This is a genomic window from Arthrobacter sp. SIMBA_036 (assembly GCF_046535135.1).
In the GTDB taxonomy this organism is placed as follows: domain Bacteria; phylum Actinomycetota; class Actinomycetes; order Actinomycetales; family Micrococcaceae; genus Arthrobacter.
In genome coordinates this window covers 226,367-251,937 of the sequence record NZ_JAWRXG010000004.1, presented here as the reverse complement: position 1 = coordinate 251,937, position 25,571 = coordinate 226,367, and the positions used below count along the sequence as shown (strand labels likewise).

The following is a 25,571-nucleotide window of genomic DNA, read 5'->3' as shown; positions in this document are numbered from 1 at the left end:
TACACCTATTGCTAGCTAGCGTGTTCAGATCTCATAATCCAAGGGTGTTGGCTTGCTGTAGGCTCCGCCGTGGTACAGCAGGGGAGTGCCGTCCTCGCCCACTTGGCCGTCGATGACCTCTACCACCACCACGGCATTGTTCTCGAAGGAAAGCCGCATCTGTATCCGTCCCACCAGCCACCCGCTGACGTCTTTGAGGATCGGAACGTCGTGGGGACCGGGCTCCCAGTGGTCGCCCTCGAAGCGGTTGCGGGTCCTTGCGAAACGGTTGGCCAGAGCCTGGTTCTCAAGGCCCAACATGTGCACGCCGATGAATTCGGAGTTGGCCACAGCAGGCCATGAACTCGAGCTCCGGGCCATGTTGAACGTAAAGCGAGGCGGCTCAGCGGATAGCGAGGCCACTGACGTGGCGGTGAACCCGAACGGGTGCCCGTTGAGGTTGGCGGTGATAATCGCCACCCCTGCCGCGTGCCGGCGGAACATTTCCCTGAAGGTTTGCTGAAAGCCAGTCGGCTCGGTGGACACGGGGTGTTTCTCCTCCATGGTGCGGGTAGGTACTCCCTTCAGCGTATTCCCCTTCTGGTGCGGCTCCTTACTTTGTTGAGGTGGCATGAACCTTTGTTAATGTGGGAGCATGACCGACCCCACTGTAGAGATTTCCGCGGAAGCCACAGCCGGCCCCGCCTCCCACCGCCCAGGGCGGCGGGACATAGCCTGGCTGGTTCTCCCGGCGGCTTCGGGGATTGCTGTGGGCCTCCTCTGGTGGCTGTTGGCCCCGGGGGGAGGCAATCTGCTGTCCGGAAATCCGGCGTTGGCCAACCCCTCAGTTCCAGCATCGTGGTTGCCGCGTGACTTGGTCCTTGGCGGTTTGGCATTGGTTGCCGGAGTGGTGACGGGTTTCCTTTTGGACGGGAAACTGAACACACGGGGAGCAGGCCGGCGCTTTGCGTTTGCGCTCCTCGGTGGGGCCGCAGGTGCCGTTGTCTCCTGGTCGATCGGCCTGCTGGCCGCGCAGTTGTGGGGTCCCGCCGTGGATCCAGCGCTCGGGTCCGACTATGGATTCACGCTGCGCTCCTATTCGGTGCTGGCCTTATGGCCAGGTGCTACGGCATTTGTCACGTTCGTCCTTTCCTTGTTCGGGGTTCTTTCCGGGAAGCCCGTAAAATAGGGCGGTGACCACTTCTCCCGATACCTCCGCACCCGCCGTCTCCCTGGCCTTCCGAACCATTGATTTCCGGGGGCGCAGCCTTTCCCTGGCGGAATTGCGTGCGGCTGTGCCGAGGGCGAAGCATCAAACGATGGCGGACGCGGAACAAAAGGTCCTTGATATCATTTCCGCCGTACGCAGCCGCGGCTTTGAGGCGTTGTCAGCACTGGCAAAGACGTTCGACGGCGTGGAACAGTCCCATCCCAGGGTGCCTGCAGAGGCGCTCGCCCAAGCGCTGGCAGGCTTGGAGCCGAACGTCCGCGCTGCGCTGGAGGAATCGATCAGCAGGGCCAAGCAGTTCGCCCGGCAGCAACGGCCAGCCGACGTCGACGTCGCATTGGCGGACGGCGCCGTCGTCAGCCAAAACTGGATTCCCGTAGGCCGGGTTGGGTTGTATGTTCCTGGCGGTCTTGCGCCCCTTGCTTCTTCGGTGATCATGAATGTCGTGCCCGCAGCGGCTGCCGGCGTCGAATCCATCGCCTTGGCTTCGCCGCCACAGAAGGAATTCGGCGGCTTGCCACACCCAACCATCCTGGCGGCAGCGGCGCTGCTCGGTATAGAAGAGGTGTACGCCATTGGCGGAGCCCAAGCGATCGCTTCCTTTGCCTACGGAGTCCCCGGGGGTAACGGGCAATTACCGATCGAGCCCGTTGACGTTGTCACAGGGCCGGGCAACATCTTCGTAGCCACCGCCAAGAGGCTCGTCAGGGGAGTGGTAGGCATCGACTCGGAGGCGGGCACCACGGAGATCGCGATCTTGGCAGACTCCTCCGCACAGGCCCCCTTGGTGGCGGCGGACCTCATCAGCCAAGCAGAGCACGATCCCAAGGCTGCGTCCGTGTTGGTGACCGACTCAGCGGAACTCGCTGACGCCGTCGTGGGTGAATTGAAGAAGCAGGCGGCAGCGACCAAGCACAGCGAACGCGTGGTGGAGGCGCTGTCCGGGCCCCAGTCCGGCGTGGTGTTGGTGGATGACTTGGAACAGGGCATCGCGGTCTGCAACGCCTACGCCGCCGAGCACCTGGAAATCATGACCAAGGACGCAGCCTCCGTGGCGGCACGGATCCGAAATGCCGGAGCGATATTCGTTGGCGACTACAGCCCGGTCAGCCTGGGTGACTACTGTGCCGGGTCCAACCACGTGCTTCCGACCAGCGGGACGGCGGCTTTCTCGTCGGGGCTGAATGTGACCACGTTCTTGCGTGCAGTCCAAGTCATCAATTACAACCGTGCCGCCCTGGAGCAGGTCAGCAGCCATATCGTGAGCCTGTCCGGCGCGGAGAACCTTCCCGGGCACGGAGACGCTGTCAGGATCCGTTTCCAACCGGACGCCAACCACAACATGTAAGGGTGGCTGGCACTACATGTAGTAATGACAAGCTTGTCATTACGGTGCCCGCGCCCGTAAACTGAAGTCGGAAGTGAATCCTCCGGCACGCTCGCGGCGCCCTGCCCACAGACGTCCGGAACTGTGGGGGAGGCCCAGCATGTATTGCCCGTTCTGCCGGAACCCCGACTCCCGCGTCGTGGACAGCCGTATGGCGGACGACGGTACTTCCATTCGACGTCGGCGGCAATGCCCTGAATGCGGACGTCGGTTCACTACGGTGGAGACCACCAGTCTGTCCGTTATCAAACGCTCCGGTGTTGGCGAGCCCTTCAGCAGGATCAAGGTCATCAGTGGCGTCCGGAAGGCGTGCCAAGGGCGTCCCGTCACCGAAGACGATCTGGCCATGCTGGCCCAAGAGGTCGAAGAAAACATCCGCTCATCGGGTGCAGCCGAAATCGACGCGCACGAAGTAGGCCTGGCCATCCTGGGCCCGCTCCGGAAGCTCGATGAAGTCGCCTACCTCCGGTTCGCCAGCGTCTACCAGGCATTTGAGTCCTTGGAGGACTTTGAGTCGGCGATCTCCTTGTTGCGGCACGAGGCCCAAGACCATGCCAAAGCGGTGAACTCAGAAGCAAAAGGTACTGAGAAAAGCCAGCTTTAGCTCCGGGCGGCCGCGGACACGAATCCGCAGCCGCCGGAGAAGTATCCGAAGCCTACTTGGCGAGCTTGTGATGCAGGGCCACCTCGAGCGCTGCACCCACGATGCCGGCATCGTTTTTCAACTCTGCAGTGACGATCTTGGTCCGCAGATCCAAGTGCGGGAAGTACTCATCGGAGCGCTTGGAGATGCCGCCTCCAATGATGAAAAGCTCAGGGGAGAACAGGAACTCGACGTGCTGGAGGTACCGGTTCAGAAGAACTCCGTACTGGTCCCAGGTCAGCCCATCCCGCTCCCGGGCGACGGCGGATGCCTTGGTTTCGGCGTCGACACCGTCCACTTCGAGGTGGCCAAGCTCGGCGTTGGGAACCAGATGGCCATTGAAGATGAAGGCCGATCCAATGCCGGTGCCCAGCGTGATCACCAGGACCGTGCCGTCCACGCCTTCGCCGGCGCCATAGCGGGCCTCGGCCAGCCCGGCGGCGTCGGCGTCGTTAATCACCTCTACAGGGCGGCCAAGCCGCTTGGTGAACGCCTTGTCGATGTCGGCTTCAAGCCAGGACTTGTCCACGTTAGCCGCTGAGTGAACCACACCATGTTGGATGATGCCGGGAAAGGTGACTCCTACGGGTGATGAGGCGTCGGGTGCGTCGGGTCGGCTCGAGAGCTCGGCGACTATCTCGGCCACGACCTCCGCAACGGCCTCCGGCGTCGCCGGTTGAGGCGTCGGAACCCGGAACCGGTCACCGATCAGCTTGCCCTTTTTTAGGTCGACGATGCCGCCCTTGATTCCGGTGCCGCCGATGTCGATACCGATCAGCGGGGCGTGCTTGTGGTTTTTCTCATCCTTTTTGGACAATGCATTTCCGATCATGGCAGGAGGGATGGGCGGCGGCAGCCCCTGGGCTGCAGACACATTTCGGTAACTCAGGGAAGGGTTAAGATTTCCGCGCCGGTTTCAGTGACCAGCAGCGTGTGCTCGAATTGGGCCGTACGTTTGCGGTCTTTGGTAACCACTGTCCAGTCATCAGACCACATGTCCCATTCGATGCTGCCGAGGGTGAGCATGGGTTCGATGGTGAAGACCATGCCCGTTTCGATCACTGTGTTGTACGCCGGTGCGGCGTCGTAATGCGGAATGATGAGGCCTGTATGGAAGGCTTCACCTACACCGTGGCCAGTGAAATCCCGGACCACGCCGTAGCCGAAGCGTTTGGCGTACGACTGGATGGCTCGGCCGATTACGTTGATCTCGCGGCCCGGAGCCACGGCCTTGATGGCCCGGTTGAGCGACTCCTGCGTACGCTCAACCAACAGACGGGATTCTTCATCCACATCGCCAACAAGGAAGGTGTAGTTGGTGTCCCCATGCACCCCGCCGATGAATGCCGTGATGTCGATGTTGATGATGTCGCCGTCTCGAACCACCGTTGAGTCCGGGATTCCATGGCAGATGACTTCGTTCAGGGACGAGCAAATCGACTTCGGAAAGCCGCGGTAGCCCAGCGTGGATGGGTAGGCATTGTGATCGAGGAGGAACTCATGGCCAACCTCGTCCAACCGGTCCGTGGTGACGCCGGGGACAATGTACTTGCCAACTTCGACAATCGCCTGTGCGGCTATTTTGCTGGCAATCCGGATCTTCTCAATGGTCTCGGCGGACTTGACCTCGGAACCCGTGAACTTGCTGGGTGCCTTCTTGCCAACGTATTCGGGCCTGGCGATCGACGCCGGAACAGCTCGCTCAGGGCTGATGGTTCCAGGGGTGAGCGTGCCGGTAGGTGCAGTGGAAGCTGGAGAAGGCATAGATTGATCATATAAGGCCCAAGAGACGTAAGTAACAATGCCCGGCGGGGCTTCCACTGGTCCGCCGAACGTTACGCGTGCACCAACTACTGATGGAGGAGGAAAAGTGCCGGAGTACTGGTACAACGTCAACACCCACGAGATCGAAGAGGACGCCATGTCCGACTGGTCTCAGCTCATCGGCCCCTACAAAACCAGGGAAGAAGCCGAACACGCCCTGGAAAAGGTCAAGGCCCGCAATGATGCGTGGGACGCGCAGGACGAAGACTAGCCTGGACGAGGACTAGCCGAAACGAAGACGGGCGGGGCCCGGACTAGAAGGAGTGCTCGGGTCCGGGGAACTGGCCGGACCTTACGTCTTCCCCATAGGCCGCGGCGGCGTCGCTCAGCGTTGACCGCAGGTCCGCGTATTGCTTGACGAATTTTGCCATTTTGCCGCCGCGGAGACCGGCCATGTCCTGCCACACCAAGACTTGTCCCGTGGTGCTTTTGCCCGCGCCGATGCCAACCGTCGGCACCCGCAACGCAGCGTCGACGGCAGCGGCAGTGTCTGCCGGGACCATCTCCATGAGGACACTGAAAGCACCGGCGTCCTGCAACGCGATCGCGTCGTCGATCAGTCGCTGGGCGTCATCGCCACGTCCTTGGACGCGGTATCCCCCGAGGGAATGCTCACTCTGGGGCGTGAATCCGATGTGCGCCATGACGGGGATCCCGGCCTGCACCATCGCAGTGACAGTATCAGCGTAGTAAGCGGTGCCCTCGATCTTGACGGCGTGGGCCAGGCCTTCCTTGAGGAACCGGACACCGGTGGCCACGGCCTGTTCGGCGGAAACTTCGTAGCTGCCGAATGGGAGATCCGCAACAATCAGCGCCCTCTTGGCCGAGCGGCTCACGGCCCTGCACAGCGGAAGGAGCTCGTCCACCGTGACGGGAAGGCTGGTCTCATTGCCGAAGACGTTATTCGAGGCTGAGTCGCCCACTAAGAGGACTTCAATGCCGGCTTGGTCGAAGATCTCGGCAGTGTACTGCTCGTACGCCGTCAGCATGGCAAAACGGGCACCGTTGTCCTTGGCCTGCTGCAGGTGGTGGATCCGGACCCGTCCGGCAGGCTTCGCGCTACCCGCCGTCGAACTGCTGCTTGTAGCGGCTGGGCCCGAACCGTAGGGTGCGGATACTTCGCTGGGCGTGCTGGATTCTGGAAAGTTGCTCGGGGCCATGGATAGAGCCTATGCCGTGCGTGCGGTGCCTGCCACCAGCGGGGACGCCGTCTCCGTATGTAAACGCTGTGTTACGCGAAGCCGCCAGCACCACATTGGCACTGAACTCTTAGTAGAGTGAAGGCTGAGCTGTCCTGGCTCCAATCACTGGAACCAGAGGCATGGACAATGAATTGGAAATGAGGCCCCATGGACCGCCAGCAAGAGTTCGTTCTGCGGACGATCGAAGAGCGTGACGTGCGCTTCGTACGCTTGTGGTTTACCGACGTCGTGGGTTCCCTTAAATCGGTAGCCTTGGCGCCGGCGGAAGTTGAGGGCGCTTTCGAAGAGGGCCTTGGTTTTGATGGGTCGGCCATCGAAGGGCTCGCCAGGGTCTTCGAATCGGACATGCTTGCCCAGCCCGACCCGTCCACATTCCAGATACTTCCTTGGCGGGGCGAAACCGAACAGACCTCAAGGATGTTCTGCGACATCCTGACGCCCGACGGCGAGCCGTCGGCCGCTGATCCCCGCAACGTGCTCAAGAGGGCGCTCGCCAAAGCAGCTGATATGGGATTCACCTGCTATACGCATCCCGAGATCGAGTTCTACCTGTTGAAGTCCCAGGACCTGGGTTCGAACGGTGCGCCGGTGCCTGTGGACGAAGGCGGCTACTTTGACCACGTGCCAGGTGGGGTGGCCCAAGACTTCCGCCGTACTGCCGTGACCATGCTGGAATCGGTGGGTATCTCCGTGGAGTTCAGCCACCACGAAGGCGGGCCGGGCCAAAACGAAATCGACCTCCGCTATGCCGATGCCCTCCAGACCGCGGACAACATCATGACGTTCCGCACTGTGATCAAGGAAGTTGCCTTGCAGCAAGGCACCTACGCCACGTTCATGCCCAAGCCGTTCACGGACCACCCAGGTTCAGGCATGCACACGCACTTCTCCTTGTTCGAGGGGGACACCAACGCGTTCTTCGAAGCCGGTGCCGAGTTCCAGCTCTCCAAGACCGCACGCCAGTTCATTGCCGGAATCCTCAAACACGCCCCGGAATTCACGGCCGTCACCAACCAGTTCGTGAACTCGTATAAGCGGCTCTGGGGTGGCGGCGAAGCACCAAGCTACCTGAGCTGGGGCCACAACAACCGATCCGCACTGGTGCGGGTTCCGCTGTACAAGCCGGGGAAGGGCCAGTCGGCGCGCATCGAATACCGGGGCATCGACTCCGCCACCAATCCATACTTGGCGTACGCCGTGCTTTTGGGCGCCGGTTTGAAAGGTATCGAGGAAGGCTACGACCTTCCGGCTGCAGCGGAAGATGATGTATGGTCGCTGACCACGGCCGAACGCAAGGCGATGGGACACGCCCCCTTGCCGGCAAGCCTCCACGACGCCATCCGGGCCATGGAGGAATCGGAACTGGTTGCCGAAATCCTCGGCGAGCAGGTGTTTGAGCACTTCCTGCGCAACAAGCGTGCGGAGTGGCAGGACTACCGCCTGCAGGTCACCCCGTACGAGTTGCAGCGCAACCTCGGCATCCTCTAGGCAGGGCCAGTGAGCCTTGCACGTCGGCTCATTTCGGCCGGGTTCAGCGATCTTGACAAGGGCGAACGCTTCCTTGCTGCCCCCGAATTGGACGGGATCGACCAGGATGCACTCTTTGCCGGGCTCTCCGTAGCTGCCAGCCCGGATACGGCCTTGCAGTCGTTGGTCAGGCTGATCGAGAAAAGCCCCGGCCTGAAGAAGCTGGCGGCAGCCGATCTGGACACCAGTGAGCCGCTCTACCGTCTTTTGGGTGCATCCGAAGCTTTGGGGGAGTTCCTCATACGACACCCCGAGCATCTGGACGTCTTCAATGTCCGGGTGAGCCCTGAACCGATGAGCGCCAAAGGCGCTGAGCTCCGTGCAACGATCCTCCGTTCGGTGAAAGCGGAGCCCGGTTCGCAGCGGCCCGTCGCCGGCATGACCGGCCAACCTGCCTATGCCGCATTACGCACTGCCTACAGGCGGGGGCTGACGGAACTTGCCATCAAGGACCTGTGCGCGGCTTCTCCCCAGGACTTCATGCCAGCCGTTGGCGCGGAACTGGCGGACCTCGCCGGAGCTGCGATCGAGGCGGCCCTCGCCGTATCCCGTGCCGAGGCGGCAGAACAGTTCGACGTCGGTGAGGTCGCCGACGTCGGGCTCGCTGTGATCGGCATGGGTAAGTGCGGCGCCCGCGAGCTGAACTACATCTCCGACGTCGACGTCATTTACGTTATCGAGTCCGGAACATTGGATGACGCCCGCGCTGCCACGATCGGTACCGCCTTGGCCTCGGGGCTCTCGCGCGCGATTTCTTCGCCGGCGCCTGAACCGGGGCTGTGGGAGGTCGACGCGAACCTCCGTCCCGAAGGTAAGTCGGGGCCGTTGGTTCGCACACTGCCCTCGCATCTGAGCTATTACGCCCGGTGGGCCCAAAGCTGGGAGTTCCAGGCTTTGCTGAAGGCCCGCACCATTGCCGGAGACCGGGAGCTCGGAAGCCGGTACGAGGAAGCGGTGGCTCCACTTGTCTGGGCATCGGCGGGTCGGGAAGGGTTCGTTGAGTCCGTTCAGGCCATGCGGCGACGGGTCACGGACCACATTCCGCCGGCCGAGGAGCAGCGCCAGATTAAGCTGGGCCGCGGCGGCCTCCGCGATGTCGAATTCACTGTCCAACTACTGCAGTTGGTGCACGGCAAATCAGACGAGTCGCTCCGGTGCCGGGACACCACCTCCGCCATTGCTGCGTTGTCCGCCGGTGGTTACATCGGACGGGCGGACGCCGCAGCTTTCGACGACGCATACCGTTACCTGAGATTACTGGAGCACCGCATCCAGCTGTTCCAGCTCAGACGGACACACCTGATGCCTGCGGCCGAAGATGCCCAGCGGTTCCTTGCCAAAGCCGTGCTGGGACCGTTCTCCCTGGAGCGTCCACACCCCGATCAGTTGATGGGGACCTGGCAAAAGACCAAAAGGTCCGTGCGTGAACTCCACGACCGGATTTTCTATCGTCCCTTGCTCAACACAGCCGCCAAGCTCAGCAGTGAAGATGCCAAGCTCACCCCCGAGGCTGCGCAAGGCCGCTTGGCCGCCCTGGGTTACCTCGATCCGCGGGGGGCGCTCCGGCACATTGAGGCTTTGACGGCGGGCGTCAGCAGACGGGCTGCCTTGCAGCGCCAGCTCCTGCCCATACTGCTCGGCTGGCTGGCCGAAGGAGTGGATCCCGACGCCGGGCTCCTCGCTTTCCGCCGCGTCAGCGAGGCGTTGGGCACTACCCACTGGTACCTTGGCATGCTCCGTGATTCCCAGGCTGCAGCAGAACGCCTGTGTCAGGTACTGGCCAATTCCCGGCTCATATCGGACCTGTTGGAGGTATCTCCGGAATCGGTTGCCTGGCTCGGTAATGACAAGGAGCTTGTTCCGGTTCCCTTCGAGGCGCAGTGGCAGGAGATCAAGTCCAAACTCTCCAGGCATCCGGATCCGGAGAGTGCCATGCGGTTGGTCCGGCTCATCCGAAGGCGGGAAATCCTCAGGACAGCCATCGCGGACAGTGCCGGGTTGCTCGATCAAGACGCAGTGGGTCATGCCTTGGCTGAAACCGACCGTGCTGCAGTCCTCGGAGCCTTGCACGTTGCGGAGTCGGCAGTGGCGGGTTCGGGGCCGTTGAAGACAGATGTTCTCGTCGTCGCCATGGGACGCCAGGGCGGCCGGGAAATCGGCTACGGATCTGATGCAGACGTCATCTACGTCCATCGCGCGCGGCCGGGGTTCACCGACGCGGAAGCGCAGGAACAGGCCTCCGCAGTGGTTGCGCGGATTTCCAGTTTCCTCACTCAGCCGCTAAAGCCTGCCATCCTGGCCGAGCGGGTCCTGGTCCTCGACGCAGATCTCCGGCCGGAGGGCAAGAACGGGGCCATGGTCCGCTCCTTGGACTCCTATGCGGAGTACTACCGCCGGTGGTCACTGACCTGGGAGGCGCAGGCACTGCTGCGAGCCCGTCCGATGGCTGGTTCCGACGAATTGGCCGCGGACTTTGTGAAGTTGATAGATCCCATCCGGTACCCGGCAGAGTTGGCCGAAACTGACGTGCGGGAAATTCGCAGGATCAAGGCCCGCGTGGAGTCGGAGCGCCTCCCGAGGGGTGCCGATCCGGCCAGGCACGTGAAGCTTGGCCGTGGAGGACTCAGCGACGTGGAGTGGCTGGTGCAGCTCTTGCAGCTTCAGCACGCGGGGAAGCATCCTGACCTGCGGACCACTTCCACCATGGAGGCGCTCGCCGCAGCGGTCAAGCTTGGTTTGGTGGGCGACGACGACGCGGCGCTCCTGGAGGAGGCCTGGCAGTTGGCCAGCCGGATCCGTTCGGCAAATGTGATCGACACCGGGCGGGCCTCGGACCTGCTGCCTTCCTCCCGGAGGGACCTGGAAGCCGCAGCCAGATGGTGTGGCTACGCTCCCGGGAATGCCGGTCAGTTCGAGGAGGACTACTTGCGGGTGAGCCGCCGCGCACGCAGCGTCTTCGAGAGACTGTTCTACGGTTACTAAACGCTGTAGCCGTTCAGAGGAAGACCATCATGACTGCCCATGGACCGGAACGCCCACAAGACCCGCTGTACATCGCTGACGCTGGTCCACCATGGGGTGATGTGTGGTTGATCCCGCTAAAACTGCTCGACGACGACTCCCGGGCGATTCACCTGGGTGCGGTGGCCGAGATGGCGGTGGGGCTTCACCAACGAGCTTTTGTTGGGGACCCGTTGCGGATGATGCTCGTGGGCCTGCATGAGGCGTCAAGGCTGCCTTATGTCATTGAGGCGGAGGGCAAAACTGTTGGCGTGCTGACGTTGCAGCATGGGGCAGCGCGGATGGCGGGGTGGGCCGACGACGATTCGGCCTGGTTGCTGCGGGGTTTCCTCATTGACTATGCGAGCCAGGGAAAGCGTTTGGGCTCCCGGGCAGCCGTAGCGGCAGTTGCCGAAGCGCGCAAGGTGACGGACAGGTTGCAAGGCGGGCAGGCCGGCGTCGTGCTTTCTGTCAATGAGGCCAATCCGGCGGCGTTGTCTGCCTACCGCAATGCCGGTTTCATTGACCGGGGCCAATACCTTGGCGGTAATGCTGGACCGCAACGGACTATGTACGTTCCTTTCCGTGCGTGTGGCGTCAACTCAGGTTGACGTCAGTCTGATCGTCAACTAGCGTTGACGACATGGAGGAGGATCGCATGAAGACGCTTGTGGGATCGATGGACGGCATGGGACCTGCCGAGGCCTTGTATGCAGTGGCGGAGCTGCACAAGGAAGTTGGGCGTACTGAAGCCGCTCTGGTGCGATCGGCGCGCCGGGCGGGGCTTTCCTGGGAAGCGATCGCACTCTGCCTCGGCGTGAGCAAACAAGCCGTGCACAAGAAATATGGGAAGCAGTAGCCTTCCTGCCGGGTGCCCTGCACCGGAAGGGGCTTTGACCCTCTTGTTGGTCGGCGTCAGGCTCCTCTAAGCTGACCTCGTGACGGTCATGCGCGACTCGGACGGTGCGGCATTCTCGAATGCGTGCTGCTTCCGCTGCGAGCAGGCGGGACCGCATTGGGCATCCCGACACGGACAACCTGGGTTCTTCGCCTGCCGCCGATGCTTTGCTACTTTTGCCGACCACGATTCCTCTGCAGGGCCGGATAACGACAGCGGCCTGACGGGCTATTCATCCACACACCGGCTCGCCGCATACACGTAGTGGCCGCAGTGGGACGACGAAAATACGAGTACACACTACTCGTGTCCCGGAAAGACGGCGCGGGCACCATGGAGGTATGACAGCCTATGTGATTGAATCCGCCGCATTGATCCACCGCTGTCAGTGCTGCGGTGAAGAAACCGAGACCCTGTTTTGCAAGGACTGCGCTACCGACGACGCGGTGGATCAGGCGCACGCAGAAAGGCCAGCCACGGTTCGTTGAACCGTGACTGGCCTTTTCGACATACGTGGCTGCTAGACGCCGTAGTAGAGCTCGAACTTTTCAAGGGGTGGTGGTAAGTGCTGGACGGTGTTGAAAACCGCTAGATTCTAGGGTTTTCATGATTGTAGAGTGATGGTGATTTATGGGGGATTGCGGACGTCTTGCGGACTTTCTGCGGACTCTCAGTTAGGGATCATTTACTGAATGCGTCTCACGGTCCAGGGGTTCCCGGCGCTCCGTGACGGGATGGACGCTCTCTAGGCCTTGCCCATGGCTCCGACTGGGTCAAGAATGCACAGGCTCGGGTCATCGGGAACGTTTTCCTAAGAGAGGGGCACACTCCATGAACTGGATAGTCTGGGTCATCATCATCGCGATTCTTCTTGCTGTCGTTGCTGGGATTATCGGTCTCGTCGTATGGCTGATCGTCAAAGCAGCGCGCCGCCCCCGTCAGAACGGAGCCCCACCCAATAGCTAGTTGGTGGGGTGCTGGAGGCCGCGGAGGGATCGAACGCTCTCTAGTGTGGGACAGCCTCAGCCGGGAAGTAGTCTCCGATTCCGTGGACGCGCCACCCGCCAAGATCAGCACGGTTTACGACTGTGACAATAATGGCCGAGACGATCTGTTCATCCCTGACCTGGTAGTTCTCCACCGTGCCGGGGATGACTTTGAAGTACGCGACGGCATCGTCGCCTAGCGCCCTATCCGCGATGCTGCCGTAGCCGACATCTTTCAGGCTCCTAAACCAGTCCCCGACTTCGCGGAAATCCCCCCATGCCTTACGTGACTCTGGTGTCACTAGTCGAGCAAGCTCGCTGGCTGGGGTCGATTCGTCATCGAGCAGGCTGCAAAAGTGGACGCCCAAGAGGAAAGCAGGGTCGCCTGTAGCTGAGAAGTACGCCTGCCGGCTCTCCCCTTCGCTGGTTTGCCGCTTCCAGTTCGTGGGCGGTTGGTCATCTGGGTGCTGGTTGTATGCCATGGCGGAAAGCTTACCGATGGGGTCCGACAAAATACTCGGTACGGAATCCCTCATTGAGGCGGTGCATGATAGTCAGGATTGTGTATGCTCAGAGTCGTTTGTCCGGGAGAGAGAAATGCGGGGGGTTTGATGGACTGGGCGTCGATGATAATTGCAATCCTGTCGATCTTGATTACGGCTGTCAGTGTACGGGTTGCAGTGGAAGCCAGACGGGCATCTGACCGGGCGGCTGATGCGGCAGAGAAATCCGCCGACGAGTCGCGGCGCGCTAACGACATCACCGTTCTATACAAGGATCCGTACTGGACACTGATCTCTGAACCGGAACCAGAGGGTGGATACGCTGGTGGCCCCACGACGGAATTGAGGCTAACCAACCGCGGTGAGTCACCCGGCCGAGACGTAAGGATCTCCTTCGATTTTGACCCCACGCACATACACATTCCCCCGCAGGCGTGGCCGTTCATCGACCGCGGCGAACATGTCACCTTCATCACGCTCTTTGAACTGAGACCCTTCAGCGCTGGGGGCACATTGTGGAATAACCAGATCGCAAACAATCCAGATCGAAACATGGCCACTGTGTCTTGGACGTCGCCGGCCGGGGAGAACAAAACCCAACGCGTGCAGCTACCGCAGTGCGGCCGCTACCTTACTGAGGCCGAGAGCAGCAACTGACGATTACGGCTCCGGGGTTGTGCCGCTGTCCGCGAATGTCATGTCGTAAAGCGCGAGGGCGTCCGCTACCTGCTCACCGACTTGCCGCATAAGGACCATGTTCCCGAGACGGGACACAGCAAATTCGACGTCCTTGTTACCGGCCCAGCCCGTCCCGGCCCTGGCAGCGTCAACCATGATGTGCGCCGCTTCGCTCCGCCACCCTGCGATCTGCTCATCAACAGTTTTCAAATACTCCTGACCGCGCGCCGCCCACGCAGCCAAGTCCTCAGCAGTTGGTTTCTCCTCAGACATTCCCCTTAGACCCTCCTGGAGCGTGCCAAGTTGATCCGTGCAGCCGTCGAATTAGTCAGATAGTCCACGCCAGTCAGCTCCACTTCCATGCCCTGCATAGCGCGCGTGGTCGCCTTGTACTGGGCTTCCTCCAATGCCTCCGGGGTGAGACCGCTCACCGCTTGGCTGGTCCTGTGGAGGGCCTGCCAGTCACCGTTGGACAGGACCGCATCCGGTTTCGTCTTGCGGTGCTGAACCAGGAGCGGTTGAGCGGTTTGCTCGAGCCAGCCGCCGTTGTCGAACAGCATCGGACCGCCGGTTGAGCCCGTGAACAGGTGCCCAACAAAGCTCAGGCCGGCGTCAAAAACTTTCTTGGTCGCACCGGCCACGATATCGACCATCGGGCCGGCACCGGGGAACGCCGCGGTGATCTGACTCAGGAACCCGTCCAACAGGCCCGCGAGTGGGTTGAAAAACCCGCCGCCGCCCTGACCGGACCCCGCCGTTCCCCCACCAGTCAGGTAAGGGGTTGGGTCAAGGACGTTAGGCCACCCACCATCCAAAACCATGTAGTGAAGGTGAGGGCCGGTAGCCAAACCGGTCATGCCGACGAAACCGATCGGCTGGCCCTGATCGACCATCGAACCGTTACCGACCGTGAAACCGGATTGGTGCGCATACCACGTCTGCAACCCGTTCGGGTGGTCGATGTGGGTTTCGTTGCCGCCACCATAGGATGACCAGCCAGCGAACGACACACGGCCCGGGCCGGCTGCGTGGATCTCCGTTCCTTGAGGAGCGGCCATGTCGATGCCGTTGTGCCCATTGATCCCGGAGAAGCCCTGAGTGATCACGAACGACGCCAACGGCGACACGAGACCGCCCCCGGCGTAGCCCTTCGCCGTGCGGAGAGCCTCAACGATGCCGACACCGCCCCAACGGGAAATGTCATCCTGCGACCAGACGACTTCCCCGGCGTGGACGATACCGGCCGGATCGTACTTACCACCCGGACCTGTGTAACCGCCCACGTCGTAGGAGCCCCACCCGGCCGGGGGCCACGGGATTGAGATGTCCTTATGGCCGCTGTCGAAGAACCTCATCACGTTGTTCACGGCCGCGAGGATGCCTCCGTTCAGGACCGTGTTGACCACGAAATCTATCGGCGCTTTAGCGAACGCCGCGATGTTCTTCCACGCCGTCGAGATGGCCGTGGCCCCATCATCAAACGCCTTCGGGATGGTTTTCGTGATGAAATCGGACATCGGAGTAAACACGTTGTCCCGAATCCAGTTCCACACCGTGCTGATGGCCGTAGAAATGCCCTGCCACGCCGGGGAAATGACGCTCTGCCATAGCCACGTGAAAGCTGGGGCCAACACGTTTTGGATGTACCAGACGACCCCGCTGATCGTCGGCATGACGACGCCCTCAACCGCGAATTTCACGACGGCTGAGATCCCTGCGAACACGGGTTGAATGATGGTTGCGTACAGCCAGGAGAACATCGCGCCGGCCACGTTCAGCGCCCCGATGATCCACGGAACCGCGACGTCGCGGAACCACGTCACGAACCCGTTCGTCACCGTAGTGATGAAGCTCCAAACGTTCGCCCACACCTGCTGCCCCAGCTGCGTTTGGGTGAAGAACCAAATCAGTCCTCCGACGAGGACGACGATCCCGGCGACCACCAGACCGATAGGGTTCGCGTTCATGGCAAGGTTCAAACCCCACTGAGCCGCGGACGCTGCGGTGATCCACTCCCGCACGGTCGCGATAATCGCCATGGTCTTGGTCACGGCAACGTAAGCGCCGACACCGGCCGCGACGGCTAGGACCGCGGCGGAGTTATCCCAAAGGAACTTGCCGAAGTCACGCAACCCGGGAAGCAGGTTCGTGTTCAGGAATGAGCCGAATTCGCCAATGGCGGGAAGCACGACTGTCCGGATGAAATTGCCGATATCGATAAGCCGCGGAACCACATCCGTCCGGACGAACCCGGCGAAACCGATTACGGCCGGAACTACGTTCGTTTGAATGAAACTCGAGAAGTCGTTCAGCGGTGGCATGACGTTGGTCCGGACAAAATCACCGATGTTCCCGATGGCGGGGAAAAGGTCAGTCCGCGCGAACGACGCGAAGTTCGTCAGGGAAGAAACAACCGCCGGGATCGCGACGGCTCCAAGCCATTGCGTGGCTCCGCCAATGCCGTCCTTGATCATGGGGATGAGCGGCTCAATTGCCGTGGCCATGCCGATACTGAAAGTGTCCGAAGCCGTGGACCACAAGCCAGCCAGGGACTGTGATTGTTTCTCCATGAGCCCGTTGAACCGCTCCAGGCCAACCCCTGATTCGAGGGTCGCCATAAGGTCGTCAAGGTCCTTCTTGCCGAGCTTGCCGGACTGCGCGAGGGCCGCGACTTCCTGAGTGGACTTGCCCGTGGCCTTAGCCAGCAGCTCGTAAACGGGGACACCAGCATCACGCAACTGGTTCAAGTCCTCAGCGCTGATCTTCTGCGCCGCGTTCATCTGCTGGATAGCGACAACAGCCCGCTGGATACCCTCAGAACCGGTGCCCATACCAGAGGTGATGTTGCCGAGGGTGGTCATAATCGGGATGACCTTGTCGGACGCTATCCCGGTAGCGACCAACTGGGACGCTGACTGTTCCAGGCCCGGCAACTCGAACGGGGTCGCAGCAGCGAATTTCGTCAGGTCCTGCAAGAAAGCTTTGGCTTTCTCCCCGGACCCGAGCATGGTCGTGAAACCGATCTGAGCGGTTTCGAGCTGCGCAGCGGTTTTGATACCAATAGCTCCGGCCGCACCGATACCCGCAAGAGCCGCCCCGGCCCCGATCTTCAAAACCTTTGCGAGGGCCTCACCGGCACCGCTGACGGCCTTACCGAAAGCGGAGGAGAAAGCATTACCGGAAGAGGAACCCGTGGCGGACGCATCAGCATCAACGCTCTTGAGTTCCTTCAACACCGACGACCGGAAACCGGACATGTTCGGCGTGATACTCACGTACATCGCCGCGAGTTCTGATGACACGCCAACCACCTCTCAAACAAGTGGTTGGCGTAATAATTCTATCGAATGGAGCAGAACAAATCGAACGAAAGGGGCTTAGAATCCGCCCTTTGTTTAGTCAGACGGTCGTGCCTGCCCGAGCCAGGTCAGCGCGTCATCACGGGACATGAAAAACCGGACAGGGCACGGAACCGGACCGGTGCCCAGTTGATAATCGGCCAGCATGCGATCCACCGGGCTTGCACCTACCAAGGCAACACGAGACGCAGTGGAGGGAGCAGCGAACACCTGCCGCGCGCCGTTGCTCAGGAAAGCCATCCCCGCCATGTCCACCATCAACGGAAGCGAAGCGCCGTTCGCGAGCCCGTTCACAGCAGCAAGAGCCGCAAGGGCCATTTCAGCGTCAAGCCGCACGCCAGGGGACCACGTCATATGCAAATACGCGAAAGGCGAATGAAAACGCTCCACGACGCAGTCACTAAGAACCACACGCTCACGCTCCATAGCCACCAGCCCTCCGAGTACACCAATATGCAAAACCATACGACCTAGTGCATGAGTACCCTGCAAACCTCACGAGAAACATAAGGTGCCGGTTGCATAGTCGGAATCCTTCGAGTGTCCACAGCCCCGGAATCCCGAAAGAAAAAAATGCAATAGATAGATCGGGCACTATGCACCGGGGGTGGCCTGTTCGGCCCGGGGGGTGGGGGGTGTGGGGGTGTCGTGCTGTGGACACCGTTGCCCTTTGATTGGCATGGTCTTTGGTGTCCACAGCTTTGCGAGCGCCTTAGCTGATGTTCACCTGAAAGGACAGTTCCGTTGCGACTGCGCGTGTGGCTGTGAGTGTCGCGGTCAGCCTTGCCACGTCCGTTGCGGCCGAGTCGGCTGTGGTCCCAACGGCTGTGCCGGCGATGAAATTGCTTCTGAGTGTTGCTTGCAGGCTCGCATGCGCGGCCTTCAGTGCGTCCGCGGTTGTTTCCGCGTACGCTTCGGCTCGTTGCTGTGCTGCTATCAACGTGGCTTTGCTTTCGAGTGCCATGTCTTTTTGATTCCTCTCGTCTTGGTGTCTTGCTGTCATGGTGGTGGCCCGTTGGCCGAGGCCTGCCTCGTTATGAGCCTCGGCCAACGGGGGTATGCGGGTTACCTGCTGTTCCTGGCATGGAGGAGGGCTCGGCCCTGGGCGGGGGTGAGCTTGATAGGGCCGCGGGGTCTGGGTGCCGCTCCTGTGGGGGCGGGGGCATCCGTTGACGCGTGCCCCGTTACGTCCGCCAGCGCCTCGAGGGCTTTCGCGATGCGCTCGTCGTCGCCCTGCCGGTACAGCGGTGACGTCGCCATTTCGGCCAGTTCCTCAGCCCTCAGCAACTGGTCCACGGTGGGCACCCAGGGATTCGTGTTCTCTGCGACCCGGATGAGCGCCGCCGTTTGCTCGTCTAGGTCTCTTCCGGGAAGTGGCGCGCCCCAGTCGTCCGCTGCGAGGATCGGGGCAGGGTCCGCGCCCCACCAGCCCATGAGTTCCGTGAAGCCGGTCAGGCGTCGGTTCTTGGCTTCCGTGCATGCGTTGCTGCGGCGATCGGTCCATGCCTTCTCGACGTCGATGGCTTGCCGGACCTGCCCGACGCGGAGCACCGCTTGACGGCCGCGGGTTCGGAGGGTGCTGTCCGAAAGGCTGTCCAGGACGGTGTGCGTGATGGTCGTCTGGGCGGCGCGGATCTGAAGATACGTTTCCACCAACTCAGCGCGGCGTTTCCGTAAAGCCAGCGCTTTGGTGTTCCCGGTTTCCGCGATGGTCTCCAGGTCAGGAAGTGCCATCAATTCCGGCGTGAGTTCCAGGAGTTCGTCCACGAACCCGGCAAGGGCCTCGTTCAGGAAGGCAAGAGCCGGCGCGGAACCGTTCGAGATAGCGTCACGTTTCCGCGCGAGAGAGTCCTCATGAAAACGCTGCACTTGATGGATCTCTTCATTTCCCGCCTGGACTGCTTGAACGGCTTGAACGTGTCGCATCCCAACCCCGGCAGGGAACTTTCCATCTCCCGCTGCGGCGTCCGCGAGTTCGGACTGCACGGGAGACCCAAAGTCTGTCGCCTGTGGGCCAAGGTTCGCCCGAAGCTCCCTCAACCACCGGGCCGAGACAGTAGCGGCACGTTCCGCCTCCGAGTATCCGTGGATTTGCGACATCGCTTCGGCAATAAGGTCATTCTTCATTTGGATTTTTCCTATTCGTCGCTGGTTTTGCCGTGGCGTGCTGCGAAGCGGTCCCTGCCTGCGGTCAGGGTGCCCCGTTTCAGATCCGCACGTTCCTGTCGGATTCGTTCCCGGTCCGCCCGTGCGGACTCTTCGGGATTTCCCGCTAAGGGGTGTTGGCTGGCGAACCGGTCCCGGCCGGCCTGTACTCGGCTAGTTTTTGTCATCACTCACTTCTGTTCTTCTTTCTGATCAGGCTCGCTGCGTGCAAGATGCTCGAGGTCTGCGATGCGTTCGGACAGATCCGCATCGGTTAGGAAAGCGGGTAGGTCAGTTGGTCTTGCGGTCATGAGGTTTTGTCCTTGTCGATTCGAGAATGCTCTGGCTACAGACGGCCCCGACGGACCAGCTCAGCGGGGCGAGCTGTTCCAGGGTGCGCCGGGAGATCGGTCGGGTCCGACGCTGGCCGTCAAGGCGGGCTTGGAGCTTCCGGAAGCCTGGGTCATGGCGCTGCACTGTTGGCCTCCTGCTTTTCAGTAAGCGTCTCCGCCAAGTCCACGATTTGATTGGCTACGGCGAACGCCTGCTCGGGGGTGAGGAACACTGAGCCGGCCCCGGCATGAAGCATGACGCCGGTAAGTTCCGTGGGCTTGCCCGGATCCCACAGGTACGCATGGATGCGGAAGTAGCGGCGAGTCATGGCGTCTCCTCTTCGGGCAGGTAGGCGCGGTAGCGTTCTTCGGCCAGCCAGCGGGCCGGACCGGGGCAGAACTTCCAAGCTTTCCCGTTCGGGCACGCAGCTCGAACCTCAGTCGCGAACCGGCGGGTAGCGAACATGAGGTGAGCATGTGAGGTCGTGCGCAGCGCAGCTTCATAAGCAGCGATTCCGCCCTGCTGAAACCTGTGCTTCGGGAAAGCCCTGACGAACTGCCGGTAACCATCGATAGCGTTCATGGCTGCACCTTCTCTGGCCACCACTGTCCCCAGCCGTTCGGGTTCGGGGTGTAGTCCGGTTCCTCAACCGGGGCCGGAACAGCAACAGCCTGACCATCCCAACCCGGCGAAGCTTTCGGAGCCCAGTCCTGGGCCCGGAGCATCCAATTACGCCAAGCCTGGTTCCAATCATTGAAAGTGTTCCCACGGGCCGCATGCCACGAAAGGAACTTAGCGGTCTCGGCTTCAAGGTTCACCGTGATGTGATTGTCCTTGGCCCAAGAACGCAGCGCCTCTGTGACGTCCATGGTTTCCGGTGCAGAGGATTTGGTGTTGCGCCTGGGGCGCTCTATAGGGTCTTGCTTGGTTAAAGACAGGGTAGTAGGAACTTCTGTTCCGGTTGGGGAACCTAAACGTTCCGGTTGGGATGATTCAAAAGTTCCGGTTGGGCCATTCCCAAGAGGAACATTCGTTCCGGTTGGCATTTCCCCAGTAGGAACATTCGTTCCGGTTGGGAATGTTAGTGAGTAGCTTGAACTGATGCCCTGCGTGCCCGCTCGACGCCCACGCCGTTCCTCAAGAATCCATCCGGCGTCTTTCAGCCATGAAAGGTTCTTCCGAACTGCCCGGTCGCTGATTCCCAAGCGTTCAGCGAGGGTAGCTTGACTGGGATATGCGTTCTTTCCCGTCTCACTGTCCGCATAGGCTGCGAGGGCGTATCCAGTGCGCACTGCTCCGTTCGGTGCCGTCCGAGCGAAAGTTAGAGCCTCTAACCAGATCCACTTGTTCATCGGGTCGCCACCGCGGCCCGCTGCTGGGGAACCGTAAGAATGAACGTCACTGACCTCTGGGCGGGCAATGTAACGCGCCCGTCAGGTGTCGCAATAGCCACTAGCTCCCTGCCGAGCTGCTTAGCCTCAGCCGGAGCGTCGGATGCCCAAAGGGCTTTCAGCCATCGCTGGTTTTGCCGTGAGGTCGCCCGACGCTCTGCCCGGTTCACTCGACAGCTTTCCGTTCGTACTCGGCTTTAGCGTGTTCGACCTCTTCGACCACGCCCGCGATGATTGCTGACACTCGGCGCGCGACGTCCAACGGTAACTCCACGCTGCCGATCGTGACCGTGAAGCCGCCCTGCGTGGCCGAGTACGCGGATTGGACGGGGCCAAGCTCTGTCCCCGTCTCCCGGGACGGCCCGTCGAAGTACAAGGGCACTTCATCCGGGAACAGGGGATCGACCATTGGAACTGTGAAGCCCTTGGGGGCCTTTGGGGTCCAGTCGAGAATGGATACAATGTTGCCGGGGGTGTTCATGACAATCATTCCCTTTTTGTGTAGTCGGTCCTCGGTGAGTGTCAGCTCGCCGGGGCCGTTTTCTTTTCTTTTCCTTGAGCAGCTTCCACCGCTCGCTTGCGGCATACGCGGCCGCGGTGGGTGTTCAATGAGGCTGACCCGCTGATCGTTGCGCCACAGTCGATGCACTTTGAGGTAAGCGCGAACCCGAGTTCACCGGCTAACCGCGACAGGATCGCGATTGTCACGTCCGTAGGATTCGCAGCCACTTCACCCTGCCTCCGCCTCGAATTGGGCATTTACCCAGTCGATGACATCTTGCTCCCGATACATCACGCGCCCAGCGATTTTTGCCGACCGGGGTCCCTTCCCGTTGTGCCGAAGCCAACGCATTTGAGAGGGGGTTTTCCGGAGCGCAGCCGCTGCTTCTTCCAGGGTCCAAAGTTTCATTACGCCTCCTTAGTTCTGTGAGAACTATTCGGTCTTGGTGACCTGAGACTATTGTTGCGCGGTATTGTCCATGGGTCAAGGGGGACTGTATGGTTTAGTTCTATGAGAACTGAAATGCAGGACATGACCTTGGCGGACGCGGTCCGTATACGTTTCGGGGCCGCTGTTCGGGCCACTCGCGGATCACGCGGTTTGACGCAGGAGGCACTCGCTGGCCGCGTGTCTGACTTTGGCATCAACATGACCCAGACGATGATCGCCAAGCTCGAACGAGGAGATCGCCCGACGCCGATCAGCGAAGCGGCCGTAATTGCCCGAATTCTTGATGTCCCTCTGGCCGCTTTGGTCGTGGCGGACGAACTTTCAGAAGGCGTGGCGCGGCTCGCAGCGTTGCGCGCCCAACTCTCTAACCTTGCCGACCGGGACGACGAACTCCTGAAAGAGATGAAGCAGATGCTGGACAAACGCTTAGCTATAACCGCCACATTTGAAAAGCTCGCTCTGGAACACGATCAGTTTGTCGAAGAACTCAGGGGTAGGTCGGACGCGGATCTTTATCGCAAACTAGGGGCCGACCTGAGGACAGTTTCAGAGTCTGAATCCTGGGGGACGATCCTGTCAGCAGCGCAGCAGCCCCCATCGGATGATGTGCCGGACTTGCTGGCGGTATTGAACATGAGTCTGCAACGAAAAGATGCGGGCAGCACCGGACCCGTCTACATGGAAGGCGAGATAGAAGTTGACGACGTGAGGCGTCCGGGTGATGTGGATGTCTCCTCGTGAGCAGCCTCAAGAAGCGTGACAACGGGTCTTGGCGGGCCCGGTATCGTGACCACGCGGGCAAGGAACATGCGCGTCACTTTGCCCGGAAGGTGGACGCTCAACGCTGGCTTGATGAAGTCACGACGTCTGTTGTCACGGGCACGTACATCGATCCAAAGACCGCTCTGACGACAGTCGGAGAGTGGTCCGAGGTGTGGTTACGCGGGTACGAGAACAACCGGCCATCTACAGTCCGGCAGGCTCGGACCCACCTAAGGCGAATCAACGCTGTGTTTGGCGATCGCACGTTGAAGAGTGTCCGTCCGTCTGAGGTGCGAGCCTGGACGGCACGGCTCAGCGCTGAGGGGCTTGCGGATTCGACGGTCTACGCATTGCACTCGCGCATGGGGCAACTCTTCAGTGATGCGGTCCATGACGGCCTGCTGCCCAAGTCGCCACTGAGTCGGCGCACGGCACCGAAGGCGGGAAAGCAGCGGCCGTATGTGGCAACCACGGCCCAGGTATGGGCCTTGCACGACGCTATGCCCGCCGGGTTGAAGCCAGCGGTGCTGCTGGGCGCTTTTGCCGGACTGCGGGTCGCTGAAGCCGTTGCACTGCGCGTCACAGACGTTGACTGGATGCGCGGAATCATCACGCCGGCCATTCAATATCCGGATACCGAACTAAAGACCGAAGAGTCCAAGAGCCCGATTGCGATCCCGCAAAGTCTGAGCTTGGAGCTGTCGAAAAATCACACTAAGTGGGGCAGTAACACGCTGGTCACCAACGAGTGGGGCCGCGGCCTATCCCCATACCGCCTGGAGCACTATTTCAGGGAAGCGCGAGCGAAAGTCAAAGGGTTACCCGACGGCTTCCGGTTTCATGATTTGCGCCATTTTTATGCCTCGCTACTTATCTCCAAAGGCCTAGACGTGAAGGTAGTGCAAAAGTGCTTGCGACACTCGTCAGCAAAGACCACCCTCGACACCTATGGGCACATGTGGCCGGACAAGGAAGAGTCAGCCAGAGCTGCGGTTGCTGACGTGTTCAAGGCGAGGCAGGGGAGCATAGGCAATGCTGCCAACGGCTGATGACTGGACACACAAAGTAAGGGCCTCAGGCGTGTGCCTGAGGCCCTTACTCGTCAGAGGCGCGATCGGGATTCTTGCGGACTCCTTGCGGACTCCACCCCTTTTTGCCCTTTGTTTTAGCTAGACGCCGTAGTAGAGCTCGAACTCGTAAGGGTTCGGGCGCAGTGACAGCGGGCGGATTTCGTTCTCGTACTTGTAGTCAATCCAAGTGTCGATCAGGTCCTGGGTGAAGACGCCACCGGCCTGGAGGAATTCGTTGTCCTCGCGCAGGGCCTCGAGGGCCTCTTCCAAGGAACCCGGAGCCTTCGGAATGTCCTTGGCTTCTTCGGCGGGGAGCTCGTAGAGGTCCTTGTCGATCGGTGCCGGCGGCTCGATGCGGTTGCGGATGCCGTCAATACCGGCCATCAGCTGGGCAGCGAACGCCAGGTACGGGTTGGAGGACGGGTCCGGAGCGCGGAATTCGATGCGCTTGGCCTTCGGGTTGGTTCCCGTGATCGGGATACGGATACCTGCAGAGCGGTTGCCCTGCGAGTAGACCATGTTCACGGGGGCTTCGAAGCCCTTGACCAGTCGACGGTAGGAGTTCACGGTCGGGTTCGTGAAGGCCAGGACTGCCGAGGAGTGCTTGAGCAGGCCGCCGATGTACCAGCGCGCGGTGTCGGAGAGCCCCGCGTAGCCCTTCTCGTCGTAGAACAGCGGGTCGCCGTTGTTCCACAGCGACTGGTGGCAGTGCATGCCCGAGCCGTTGTCACCGAAGACCGGCTTCGGCATGAACGTCACAGACTTGCCCCAGGCGTCCGCGGTGTTCTTGATGACGTACTTGAACTTCTGGAGGTCATCTGCCGCATGCGTCAGCGTAGTGAACTTGTAGTTGATCTCGGCCTGGCCGGCAGATCCAACTTCGTGGTGGGAGCGCTCGACCGCGAGGCCGGCCTTATCCAGTTCGACGCACATGGCGTCGCGGAGGTCAGCCTGCTTATCGGTGGGGGAGACCGGGAAGTAACCGCCCTTGACGGGGGTCTTGTATCCGAGGTTTCCGCCTTCTTCCTTGCGGCCCGTGTTCCAGTGTGCTTCTTCGGAATCGATCTTGTAGAAGCTGCCCTGCGGCGAGGACTGGTACTGGATGTTGTCGAAGACGAAGAACTCGGCCTCGGGAGCGAAGAACGCGGTATCGGCGATGCCTGTGGAAGCCAGATAGGCCTCTGCCTTCTCAGCAACGCCGCGGGGGTCGCGGTGGTACGGGTCACCCGTGCGCGGGTTCACGATGGAGAAGTTCAGCGCGAGGGTCTTTTCAATGCGGAAGGTGTCGACGAACGCCGAGGTCACATCCGGGATGAGCTGCATATCGGACTCGGCGATGCCCTGGAAACCGCGGATGGAGGATCCATCAAACAGTTGACCGTTGACGAAGAAGTCGAGGTCGACGCTCTTGGCAGGCACGTTGAAGTGCTGCTGAACACCAGGGAGATCGGTGAAGCGGATATCGACGAATTTGACGTCTTCGTCTTTGATGAACTTGAGGACTTCGTCCGCAGTCTTGAACATCTATGCTCCTTATGCATGTCAAGTAACAGGCCCGGAAGGCCCCGTGGTCCAGCCAAACCATAGTCCCGGGGACAAGAAATCTCCCGGGGCAATGGTTGCTGGCAACTCACACCACCATAGGGAGAAGGGATTTCCCGGGGGTGTCGGTATTGTTTCCGGCAAGTTACAGAATCGTCTGTC

General features: G+C 61.1%; 29 protein-coding genes and 1 pseudogene. 12 read left to right on the top strand and 18 right to left on the bottom strand.

Annotated elements, in window-relative coordinates:
• Positions 1-24: 24 nt before the first annotated feature.
• Positions 25-543 carry a flavin reductase family protein gene (locus SB659_RS07805; RefSeq protein ID WP_410550078.1) on the bottom strand — a complete coding sequence of 173 codons (519 nt, stop codon included), beginning with the start codon at positions 541-543 and terminating at the stop codon, positions 25-27.
• A 91-nt stretch (positions 544-634) separates the two neighbouring features.
• On the opposite strand from SB659_RS07805, the gene SB659_RS07800 reads away from it, so the two are divergent.
• The 3 genes from SB659_RS07800 to nrdR all read left to right on the top strand — a co-directional run bounded on the left by SB659_RS07800 (position 635) and on the right by nrdR (position 3,198).
• The gene (locus SB659_RS07800) at positions 635-1,168 is read left to right on the top strand and encodes a hypothetical protein (protein WP_284976107.1); all 534 of its coding nucleotides are present in this window, start codon (positions 635-637) and stop codon (positions 1,166-1,168) included.
• Between the two features lie 4 nt (positions 1,169-1,172).
• The gene (gene hisD / locus SB659_RS07795; protein WP_410550035.1) at positions 1,173-2,555 is read left to right on the top strand and encodes a histidinol dehydrogenase; all 1,383 of its coding nucleotides are present in this window, start codon (positions 1,173-1,175) and stop codon (positions 2,553-2,555) included.
• 139 nt (positions 2,556-2,694) lie between these two features.
• Positions 2,695-3,198: a transcriptional regulator NrdR gene (nrdR, locus tag SB659_RS07790; RefSeq protein ID WP_284976105.1), complete on the top strand. Its 504-nt coding sequence runs from the start codon at positions 2,695-2,697 to the stop codon at positions 3,196-3,198.
• A 52-nt stretch (positions 3,199-3,250) separates the two neighbouring features.
• Here nrdR and ppgK read toward each other — a convergent pair whose 3' ends face one another.
• Entirely contained in the window at positions 3,251-4,054 is an 804-nt protein-coding gene (ppgK, locus tag SB659_RS07785; protein ID WP_410550077.1) for a polyphosphate--glucose phosphotransferase, read from the bottom strand.
• 68 nt (positions 4,055-4,122) lie between these two features.
• A complete protein-coding gene (map, locus tag SB659_RS07780; protein WP_410550034.1) occupies positions 4,123-5,001 on the bottom strand; it encodes a type I methionyl aminopeptidase in 879 nt (292 codons plus the stop codon).
• A 106-nt stretch (positions 5,002-5,107) separates the two neighbouring features.
• On the opposite strand from map, the gene SB659_RS07775 reads away from it, so the two are divergent.
• Positions 5,108-5,272 (top strand): SPOR domain-containing protein, encoded by a 165-nt coding sequence (locus tag SB659_RS07775; RefSeq protein ID WP_284976102.1) that lies wholly within the window; start codon positions 5,108-5,110, stop codon positions 5,270-5,272.
• Positions 5,273-5,315: 43 nt separating this feature from the next.
• On the opposite strand, the gene panB is transcribed toward SB659_RS07775, so the two are convergent.
• Entirely contained in the window at positions 5,316-6,221 is a 906-nt protein-coding gene (panB, locus tag SB659_RS07770; RefSeq protein ID WP_284976101.1) for a 3-methyl-2-oxobutanoate hydroxymethyltransferase, read from the bottom strand.
• 189 nt (positions 6,222-6,410) lie between these two features.
• On the opposite strand from panB, the gene glnA (SB659_RS07765) reads away from it, so the two are divergent.
• The 5 genes from glnA (SB659_RS07765) (at position 6,411) to SB659_RS07745 (ending at position 12,654) form a co-directional block, all read left to right on the top strand.
• Positions 6,411-7,751: a type I glutamate--ammonia ligase gene (gene glnA / locus SB659_RS07765; protein WP_284979559.1), complete on the top strand. Its 1,341-nt coding sequence runs from the start codon at positions 6,411-6,413 to the stop codon at positions 7,749-7,751.
• A gap of 9 nt (positions 7,752-7,760) precedes the next feature.
• On the top strand, positions 7,761-10,772 hold the full coding sequence (locus tag SB659_RS07760) for a bifunctional [glutamine synthetase] adenylyltransferase/[glutamine synthetase]-adenylyl-L-tyrosine phosphorylase (RefSeq protein ID WP_410550033.1): 3,012 nt from the start codon (positions 7,761-7,763) through the stop codon (positions 10,770-10,772).
• A gap of 29 nt (positions 10,773-10,801) precedes the next feature.
• Positions 10,802-11,401 carry a GNAT family N-acetyltransferase gene (locus tag SB659_RS07755; protein WP_410550032.1) on the top strand — a complete coding sequence of 200 codons (600 nt, stop codon included), beginning with the start codon at positions 10,802-10,804 and terminating at the stop codon, positions 11,399-11,401.
• A 32-nt stretch (positions 11,402-11,433) separates the two neighbouring features.
• Positions 11,434-11,649 carry an AsnC family protein gene (locus SB659_RS07750; RefSeq protein ID WP_410550031.1) on the top strand — a complete coding sequence of 72 codons (216 nt, stop codon included), beginning with the start codon at positions 11,434-11,436 and terminating at the stop codon, positions 11,647-11,649.
• A gap of 870 nt (positions 11,650-12,519) precedes the next feature.
• A complete protein-coding gene (locus tag SB659_RS07745) occupies positions 12,520-12,654 on the top strand; it encodes a hypothetical protein (RefSeq protein WP_410550030.1) in 135 nt (44 codons plus the stop codon).
• A gap of 40 nt (positions 12,655-12,694) precedes the next feature.
• Here SB659_RS07745 and SB659_RS07740 read toward each other — a convergent pair whose 3' ends face one another.
• The gene (locus SB659_RS07740) at positions 12,695-13,156 is read right to left on the bottom strand and encodes a hypothetical protein (protein ID WP_410550029.1); all 462 of its coding nucleotides are present in this window, start codon (positions 13,154-13,156) and stop codon (positions 12,695-12,697) included.
• Between the two features lie 84 nt (positions 13,157-13,240).
• Here SB659_RS07740 and SB659_RS07735 point away from each other — a divergent pair, with 84 nt between their 5' ends.
• Positions 13,241-13,834, top strand: coding sequence for a hypothetical protein (locus SB659_RS07735; RefSeq protein WP_410550028.1), 594 nt, complete (start codon positions 13,241-13,243; stop codon positions 13,832-13,834).
• 3 nt (positions 13,835-13,837) lie between these two features.
• On the opposite strand, the gene SB659_RS07730 is transcribed toward SB659_RS07735, so the two are convergent.
• The 12 genes and pseudogenes from SB659_RS07730 to SB659_RS07675 form a co-directional block, all read right to left on the bottom strand.
• A complete protein-coding gene (locus SB659_RS07730) occupies positions 13,838-14,128 on the bottom strand; it encodes a hypothetical protein (protein ID WP_410550027.1) in 291 nt (96 codons plus the stop codon).
• Positions 14,129-14,133: 5 nt separating this feature from the next.
• Positions 14,134-17,157 (bottom strand): peptidoglycan DD-metalloendopeptidase family protein, encoded by a 3,024-nt coding sequence (locus SB659_RS07725; RefSeq protein WP_410550026.1) that lies wholly within the window; start codon positions 17,155-17,157, stop codon positions 14,134-14,136.
• Between the two features lie 93 nt (positions 17,158-17,250).
• On the bottom strand, positions 17,251-17,568 hold the full coding sequence (locus SB659_RS07720) for an STAS/SEC14 domain-containing protein (RefSeq protein ID WP_410550025.1): 318 nt from the start codon (positions 17,566-17,568) through the stop codon (positions 17,251-17,253).
• Between the two features lie 358 nt (positions 17,569-17,926).
• Positions 17,927-18,178, bottom strand: coding sequence for a hypothetical protein (locus SB659_RS07715; protein WP_410550024.1), 252 nt, complete (start codon positions 18,176-18,178; stop codon positions 17,927-17,929).
• Between the two features lie 101 nt (positions 18,179-18,279).
• Positions 18,280-19,341: a hypothetical protein gene (locus SB659_RS07710; RefSeq protein ID WP_410550023.1), complete on the bottom strand. Its 1,062-nt coding sequence runs from the start codon at positions 19,339-19,341 to the stop codon at positions 18,280-18,282.
• Between the two features lie 11 nt (positions 19,342-19,352).
• Positions 19,353-19,547 (bottom strand): hypothetical protein, encoded by a 195-nt coding sequence (locus tag SB659_RS07705; protein ID WP_410550022.1) that lies wholly within the window; start codon positions 19,545-19,547, stop codon positions 19,353-19,355.
• Between the two features lie 275 nt (positions 19,548-19,822).
• Complete coding sequence (locus SB659_RS07700; protein ID WP_410550021.1) at positions 19,823-20,020, bottom strand: hypothetical protein; 198 nt, start codon at positions 20,018-20,020, stop codon at positions 19,823-19,825.
• Positions 20,017-20,274 (bottom strand): hypothetical protein, encoded by a 258-nt coding sequence (locus SB659_RS07695; RefSeq protein ID WP_410550020.1) that lies wholly within the window; start codon positions 20,272-20,274, stop codon positions 20,017-20,019. The genes SB659_RS07700 and SB659_RS07695 overlap by 4 nt, the downstream gene beginning before the upstream one ends.
• Entirely contained in the window at positions 20,271-20,561 is a 291-nt protein-coding gene (locus tag SB659_RS07690; protein ID WP_410550081.1) for a hypothetical protein, read from the bottom strand. The genes SB659_RS07695 and SB659_RS07690 overlap by 4 nt, the downstream gene beginning before the upstream one ends.
• A 285-nt stretch (positions 20,562-20,846) precedes the next feature.
• Positions 20,847-21,044, bottom strand: a pseudogene (locus SB659_RS07685) (helix-turn-helix domain-containing protein); the annotation flags it as partial.
• Between the two features lie 205 nt (positions 21,045-21,249).
• Positions 21,250-21,564, bottom strand: a complete 315-nt coding sequence (locus SB659_RS07680; protein ID WP_410550019.1) for a hypothetical protein — start codon at positions 21,562-21,564, stop codon at positions 21,250-21,252.
• 249 nt (positions 21,565-21,813) lie between these two features.
• On the bottom strand, positions 21,814-21,993 hold the full coding sequence (locus SB659_RS07675; RefSeq protein ID WP_410550018.1) for a helix-turn-helix transcriptional regulator: 180 nt from the start codon (positions 21,991-21,993) through the stop codon (positions 21,814-21,816).
• A gap of 114 nt (positions 21,994-22,107) precedes the next feature.
• Between SB659_RS07675 and SB659_RS07670 the strand changes: the two genes are divergently transcribed.
• Positions 22,108-22,776, top strand: coding sequence for a helix-turn-helix domain-containing protein (locus SB659_RS07670; RefSeq protein ID WP_410550017.1), 669 nt, complete (start codon positions 22,108-22,110; stop codon positions 22,774-22,776).
• A gap of 383 nt (positions 22,777-23,159) precedes the next feature.
• The gene (locus SB659_RS07665) at positions 23,160-23,846 is read left to right on the top strand and encodes a tyrosine-type recombinase/integrase (protein ID WP_410550016.1); all 687 of its coding nucleotides are present in this window, start codon (positions 23,160-23,162) and stop codon (positions 23,844-23,846) included.
• Between the two features lie 120 nt (positions 23,847-23,966).
• Here the strand turns inward: SB659_RS07665 and glnA (SB659_RS07660) are convergent, their stop codons facing one another.
• Positions 23,967-25,391, bottom strand: coding sequence for a type I glutamate--ammonia ligase (gene glnA, locus SB659_RS07660; protein WP_410550015.1), 1,425 nt, complete (start codon positions 25,389-25,391; stop codon positions 23,967-23,969).
• Positions 25,392-25,571: the final 180 nt, after the last annotated feature.

Excerpts from the sequence above, each read along its gene's own strand:
- SB659_RS07745 (WP_410550030.1), top strand. The coding sequence starts at position 12,520 with ATGAACTGGATAGTCTGGGTCATCATCATCGCGATTCTTCTTGCTGTC.
- SB659_RS07665 (WP_410550016.1), top strand. The coding sequence starts at position 23,160 with ATGGGGCAACTCTTCAGTGATGCGGTCCATGACGGCCTGCTGCCCAAG.
- SB659_RS07740 (WP_410550029.1), bottom strand. The coding sequence starts at position 13,156 with ATGGCATACAACCAGCACCCAGATGACCAACCGCCCACGAACTGGAAG.
- nrdR (WP_284976105.1), top strand. The coding sequence starts at position 2,695 with ATGTATTGCCCGTTCTGCCGGAACCCCGACTCCCGCGTCGTGGACAGC.
- SB659_RS07750 (WP_410550031.1), top strand. The coding sequence starts at position 11,434 with ATGGAGGAGGATCGCATGAAGACGCTTGTGGGATCGATGGACGGCATG.
- SB659_RS07800 (WP_284976107.1), top strand. The coding sequence starts at position 635 with ATGACCGACCCCACTGTAGAGATTTCCGCGGAAGCCACAGCCGGCCCC.
- SB659_RS07735 (WP_410550028.1), top strand. The coding sequence starts at position 13,241 with ATGCTCAGAGTCGTTTGTCCGGGAGAGAGAAATGCGGGGGGTTTGATG.
- panB (WP_284976101.1), bottom strand. The coding sequence starts at position 6,221 with ATGGCCCCGAGCAACTTTCCAGAATCCAGCACGCCCAGCGAAGTATCC.
- map (WP_410550034.1), bottom strand. The coding sequence starts at position 5,001 with ATGCCTTCTCCAGCTTCCACTGCACCTACCGGCACGCTCACCCCTGGA.
- SB659_RS07720 (WP_410550025.1), bottom strand. The coding sequence starts at position 17,568 with ATGACGTGGTCCCCTGGCGTGCGGCTTGACGCTGAAATGGCCCTTGCG.
- SB659_RS07675 (WP_410550018.1), bottom strand. The coding sequence starts at position 21,993 with ATGAAACTTTGGACCCTGGAAGAAGCAGCGGCTGCGCTCCGGAAAACC.
- SB659_RS07710 (WP_410550023.1), bottom strand. The coding sequence starts at position 19,341 with ATGAAGAATGACCTTATTGCCGAAGCGATGTCGCAAATCCACGGATAC.
- SB659_RS07730 (WP_410550027.1), bottom strand. The coding sequence starts at position 14,128 with ATGTCTGAGGAGAAACCAACTGCTGAGGACTTGGCTGCGTGGGCGGCG.
- glnA (WP_284979559.1), top strand. The coding sequence starts at position 6,411 with ATGGACCGCCAGCAAGAGTTCGTTCTGCGGACGATCGAAGAGCGTGAC.
- glnA (WP_410550015.1), bottom strand. The coding sequence starts at position 25,391 with ATGTTCAAGACTGCGGACGAAGTCCTCAAGTTCATCAAAGACGAAGAC.
- SB659_RS07670 (WP_410550017.1), top strand. The coding sequence starts at position 22,108 with ATGCAGGACATGACCTTGGCGGACGCGGTCCGTATACGTTTCGGGGCC.
- SB659_RS07705 (WP_410550022.1), bottom strand. The coding sequence starts at position 19,547 with ATGACAAAAACTAGCCGAGTACAGGCCGGCCGGGACCGGTTCGCCAGC.
- SB659_RS07700 (WP_410550021.1), bottom strand. The coding sequence starts at position 20,020 with ATGACTCGCCGCTACTTCCGCATCCATGCGTACCTGTGGGATCCGGGC.
- SB659_RS07715 (WP_410550024.1), bottom strand. The coding sequence starts at position 18,178 with ATGGCACTCGAAAGCAAAGCCACGTTGATAGCAGCACAGCAACGAGCC.
- SB659_RS07805 (WP_410550078.1), bottom strand. The coding sequence starts at position 543 with ATGGAGGAGAAACACCCCGTGTCCACCGAGCCGACTGGCTTTCAGCAA.
- SB659_RS07680 (WP_410550019.1), bottom strand. The coding sequence starts at position 21,564 with ATGAACACCCCCGGCAACATTGTATCCATTCTCGACTGGACCCCAAAG.
- SB659_RS07690 (WP_410550081.1), bottom strand. The coding sequence starts at position 20,561 with ATGGACGTCACAGAGGCGCTGCGTTCTTGGGCCAAGGACAATCACATC.
- SB659_RS07755 (WP_410550032.1), top strand. The coding sequence starts at position 10,802 with ATGACTGCCCATGGACCGGAACGCCCACAAGACCCGCTGTACATCGCT.
- SB659_RS07695 (WP_410550020.1), bottom strand. The coding sequence starts at position 20,274 with ATGAACGCTATCGATGGTTACCGGCAGTTCGTCAGGGCTTTCCCGAAG.